This is a genomic window from Pseudorhodoplanes sp. (assembly GCF_035565855.1).
Lineage (GTDB): Bacteria > Pseudomonadota > Alphaproteobacteria > Rhizobiales > Xanthobacteraceae > Pseudorhodoplanes.
In genome coordinates, this window is sequence record NZ_DATMRX010000287.1 from 1 (window position 1) to 4,362 (window position 4,362).

At 62.3% G+C, this 4,362-nt stretch carries 6 protein-coding genes and 1 pseudogene; 4 read left to right on the forward strand and 3 right to left on the reverse strand.

Annotated elements, in window-relative coordinates:
* A partial coding sequence (locus VN004_RS16330; RefSeq protein WP_325612177.1) for a 2OG-Fe(II) oxygenase family protein occupies window positions 1-321 on the forward strand: 321 nt, incomplete at its 5' end.
* A gap of 60 nt (window positions 322-381) precedes the next feature.
* Here the strand turns inward: VN004_RS16330 and VN004_RS16335 are convergent.
* Window positions 382-1,092, reverse strand: a complete 711-nt coding sequence (locus tag VN004_RS16335) for an SDR family oxidoreductase (RefSeq protein WP_325612179.1) — start codon at window positions 1,090-1,092, stop codon at window positions 382-384.
* A 260-nt stretch (window positions 1,093-1,352) separates the two neighbouring features.
* Window positions 1,353-2,177 (reverse strand): alpha/beta hydrolase, encoded by an 825-nt coding sequence (locus tag VN004_RS16340; RefSeq protein ID WP_325612181.1) that lies wholly within the window; start codon window positions 2,175-2,177, stop codon window positions 1,353-1,355.
* Between the two features lie 367 nt (window positions 2,178-2,544).
* On the opposite strand from VN004_RS16340, the gene VN004_RS16345 reads away from it, so the two are divergent.
* Together VN004_RS16345 and VN004_RS16350 are read left to right on the forward strand one after the other, a co-directional pair.
* Window positions 2,545-3,345: an acetoacetate decarboxylase family protein gene (locus VN004_RS16345; protein WP_325612183.1), complete on the forward strand. Its 801-nt coding sequence runs from the start codon at window positions 2,545-2,547 to the stop codon at window positions 3,343-3,345.
* Window positions 3,346-3,407: 62 nt separating this feature from the next.
* The gene (locus VN004_RS16350; RefSeq protein ID WP_325612186.1) at window positions 3,408-3,791 is read left to right on the forward strand and encodes a tautomerase family protein; all 384 of its coding nucleotides are present in this window, start codon (window positions 3,408-3,410) and stop codon (window positions 3,789-3,791) included.
* A 30-nt stretch (window positions 3,792-3,821) separates the two neighbouring features.
* Here VN004_RS16350 and VN004_RS16355 read toward each other — a convergent pair whose 3' ends face one another.
* Entirely contained in the window at window positions 3,822-4,037 is a 216-nt protein-coding gene (locus tag VN004_RS16355) for a hypothetical protein (RefSeq protein ID WP_325612188.1), read from the reverse strand.
* Between the two features lie 5 nt (window positions 4,038-4,042).
* On the opposite strand from VN004_RS16355, the pseudogene VN004_RS16360 reads away from it, so the two are divergent.
* Window positions 4,043-4,362, forward strand: a pseudogene (locus VN004_RS16360) (hypothetical protein); the annotation flags it as partial.

Genomic DNA, 4,362 nt, shown 5'->3' on the forward strand with positions numbered 1-4,362 from the left:
GGCCAGGGCGGACTTCAGCTCTGCCCCGGCAAGGAAGCCGATGAATTCGCATGGACCGATGTCCAGCCCGAAGACGGCGTCATCACCTGCAATATCGGGGACATGCTGAAGCGCTGGAGCGACGACAAGCTGCAATCCACACTGCATCGCGTGCGCATGCCGTACGCCCATGAATATCTGGGATCGCGCTATTCGCTGCCGTTCTTCTGCCAGGCCAATCGCGACGTCATCGTGCAGGGACCGGCCAAGGTTTATCCGCCGATCACCGCGAGCGACTTCCTGCTGCAACGGATCGCGGCGAATTTCGCAACGATGGGGTAAAGCCCGCCACTGCCGGCGCGTACTTGCCGAGCACGCCGGCTCAAGACGTGGCCGCCGCGATCAAGCAGCGTTGATCGCCGAAAGATAGACCGGCTGTTCGGCTGTCAACCCGCGATAGACCTGGCGGGTCATCTCGTCGGCGAGGACCTGCCGGTCGCCGCGCTCGAGCGCATCGAACGCCTCCTTCACGATCGCCTGCGGCGGAGTCTTCGGCCCTGTCATCTCGCGCGCCATGTCGGTGTCGATGAAGCCCGCATGGATTCCGAGCACCTGCGTGCCCTGCCCTTCCAGCTCGATGCGCAGCCCATTTGTAAGCGCCCAGGCGGCCGCCTTGGAGGCGCCATAGGTTGCGAGCAGCGGACGGTTGATCCAGCTCGCGACCGACAGCACGTTGATCAGAGCGCCTCCGCCATTCCTTGCCAGCACCGGCGCGAAGGCGCGCGCGACGCGCAACGGCCCGAGCACATTCACCTCGAAATGCGAACGGGTGTCCTCGATCGCACCGTCCCCGAGCCACGGCCCGAGCTTGGCAATACCTGCATTGTTGATCACGAGATTGACATCGGAGGCCTCCCGCGCAGCTGCTTCGACCTCGTCCTCTTTGGTAACATCGAGCTTGATCGGCACGACGCCGGGCAGCGTGATCGAGCTGGGATCGCGCGCCCCGGCATAGACCTTGGCGGCGCCGCGCTCCAGCAAGGCGCGGGCGAAAGCAAGCCCGAGCCCTCGATTGGCGCCGGTTACAAGGGCAGTTGCGCCCTGGATTTTCATTGTCCGTCTCCTGTCCGCTCGATCCAAGCCGGGGTCGCCCCGTCCCATTCATGATGGCCGTTATGATTGAATTTATATGATGACCGTCATATATCAAGCGAGGGCCGATCACGGTTGCGTCAGGGTTCGCGGTGTGACCATTCCAGGCGACGCAATTCCGTGGCGCCGGTTTTTATAGAAGCAGCCGTTCTCACGCCGTCCCCGCGCAAGCGGGGACGACGGGACATGAGCGATGCGATTCCATCTCAACCGAAACTGCGCTAGCCCTTGATGAACGCCAGAAGGTCCGCGTTGATCACGTCCGCATGAGTGGTCGGCATGCCGTGCGGAAAGCCCTTGTAGGTCTTCAGAATGCCGTTCTTCAGAAGCTTCGCCGACAGGGGCGCGGAATCCTCATAGGGCACGATCTGGTCGTCGTCGCCGTGCATCACCAGCACCGGCACGTTGATCTTCTTCAGGTCCTCGGTGAAATCGGTCTGCGAGAAGGCGACGATGCCGTCGTAATGCGCCTTGGCGCCGCCCATCATGCCCTGCCGCCACCAGTTCCAGATCACGGCGTCGGAGGCTTTCACGCCCGGCCGGTTGAAGCCGTAGAACGGACCAGCGGCAAGATCGTAATAGAATTTCGTGCGACTGGCCGCGAGCTGCTTCTGGAGATCGTCAAACACCTCTTTCGGCAGGCCGCCGGGATTGTTCGGCGTCTTCACCATGATCGGCGGCACCGCACTGAGGATCGCCGCTTTCGCCACACGGCTCTCGCCGTGGCGCGCGATGTAATGCACCACCTCGCCGCCGCCGGTCGAATGGCCGACGTGAACGGCATTCTTCAGGTCAAGATGTGCGGTAAGCGCCGCAAGATCGTCGGCATAATGATCCATGTCGTGCCCGTCCGAAACCTGCGACGAGCGGCCATGACCACGCCGGTCATGGGCGATGACACGGAAGCCCTGGTTCACAAAGAACAACATCTGGGCATCCCAATCATCGGCGGACAACGGCCAGCCATGGCTGAACACGATCGGCTGGCCCTTGCCCCAGTCCTTATAGAAAATCTCGACACCGTCCTTGGTTGTGATCGTCGGCATGAAATTGCTTCCCTGAATTGTTTCCCGTTGTGCATGTCATTGGCCGATCCGGCATTCGACCGACCCGAACATAATGCGCCGAAGCAAGGTTACGACCTATCCTATGGACCAATGGTCGCGGCGATAACGTATTGAAGACCCTGTTCCTGAGGGACCGTCACACGGCTCGCACGGCCGACCACGCGCGCATATGCCGGGAAGCATCGCGGCAATACGTAGGACTCGCTTGCGCTTGCCGCGTTTGCCGCCGGTCGAACGCAGCAAATTTGATCAATTCTCAAAAGGACCGTCCAAGCCGACGACGATCGATCCGTCGTCTACTCCTCCGCATAATGCAATTCGATTTTGCTCGCTGGAGGCGACGAACATGCTGCACGGATACACCGTACCCCTCACCCCGCAGGGCCAGTCCGAACTCACCCCGCCGCCGCCGTGGCATTATTCCAGCGACTGCATCGCGGTCGAATACTGGGCCGATCCGGCCGCGGTCGCCGCACTCCTCCCACCCGGCATGGAGCCGGACGTCGCCTCGCAGGGGCGCACCTTCTTCTGGTTTCTCGACTGGCAATTCACCGGTTCGAATGACGAATTGACCGATCCGGCGCGCTACCAATATCGCGAGGCGTTCGTCCTGATCGAGGCGCGGCTCGACGGAAAGCCGGTCAATTTCTGCCCCTATATCTTCGTGGACAATGACTCCGCCCTCGCGCGCGGGTGGACGCAAGGCTATCCGAAGAAGCTTGGCAGCATTTTCCAGACCCGCACCTTTTCGGTGTTGAACGCGGCGGCGGCTCCGCTCGCGGCCGGAAGCCGCTTCGGCGCAAGCGTCTCGGCGCATGACGAGCGGCTCGCCACGGCGCGCATTCAGCTCGAAGCGCCGGTGGCCAATCCCGCGACCGTGTTCAATCGCCCGACCATCATCCGGCGCTATTTCCCGCAACTCACCGCGGGTCTGCGCGACAAGCCGGCGGTCGATGAACTGACGCTCTCCCTGATGGACGATCTGTCCTTCACCAATGTATGGAGCGGCTCGGCGGAACTGTCCGTGCCCGAAGTGCGCGGCGAGGACATGCACAGGATCGCCCCGCTGCGCGTCGGACGCGGCTATCGCTTCAGCATGGGATACACGGTCACCGACCTGCCGATCCTGAAAGACTATCTCGCCTGATCGCGGCGCGCCCGGCGGCAAGACCGCCGGGCGCCGCTGCTGCGATGCCTCGGGAGCATGCGATGCCGCTTTACACGGTGACGACACAGTCCGGGGTTCTCGATGCAAAGCGCAAGGCCGACCTCGCCGAGCAATTGACCAGCCTGCATTCCGGCTATGCCGGCGTGCCACGGAACTGGGTGCATGTAATCTTTCAGGATTACGCCGCGGGAAGCGGCTTCACAGCGGGCGTACCGGCCGCACCCGCGGCGCTCACTTTGAACATTCGCGATGGCCGGTCGGCTGACTACAAGCGCGAATTGCTGAAACGCCTGTGGTCATTGCTGCAGGCTGCGACCGGCGCCGCCGACGACCAGATCGTCATCGGCATCGAGGAGCTTCCCGCCAGTCAGGCCATGGAGATGGCGGCGATCATGCCGGATGTGAACGGGCCGCCTCGGCCCTGATCGCGGGCCTCGGTCACAGCGGGCGTAAGCCTATCGGGCTGTCCGTATTGCCGTAATGATCGCAGCGATCGTCCCGACAATCAGCGCGACGATCGGACCCATGATGAAGATCGCGCCCATCGCCCCGCCGCCGTCGCGGTCGAACAGGCCAAAATAATTCGTCGCGACGATGTACCAGACGACCGGGATCGCCTCGCCGACAATCAGGCCGAGGAGGAAGGCGAGCAGGATTTTCAGGAAGCGCATCCGCCATGCCGTCCCTTCTGGTTAATAAAAGCTTGCCGGAACAAGCTGATTACGCGGCCTGGCGCATCTGCAAAGCTTACACATTGTTGCTACCCAAGACCGCGATGGCGACGCAACCGCAACCCTATCCCGGTGGAAATGCCAGTGCCGAGCAAGTCTTCCGGTTGGCGGAGGAATATCGCACGGCTGCGAACGCACTTGCCAAGATTGCACGTCCCGGCGTCCCCCTGTCCCGTGCGCCCTTTCGGCTTATCGCGATCCATGCGATCGAACTCTATCTCAATGCTCTTCTTCTGATCGAGGGCGAGAAGCCATGCAAGGTGCG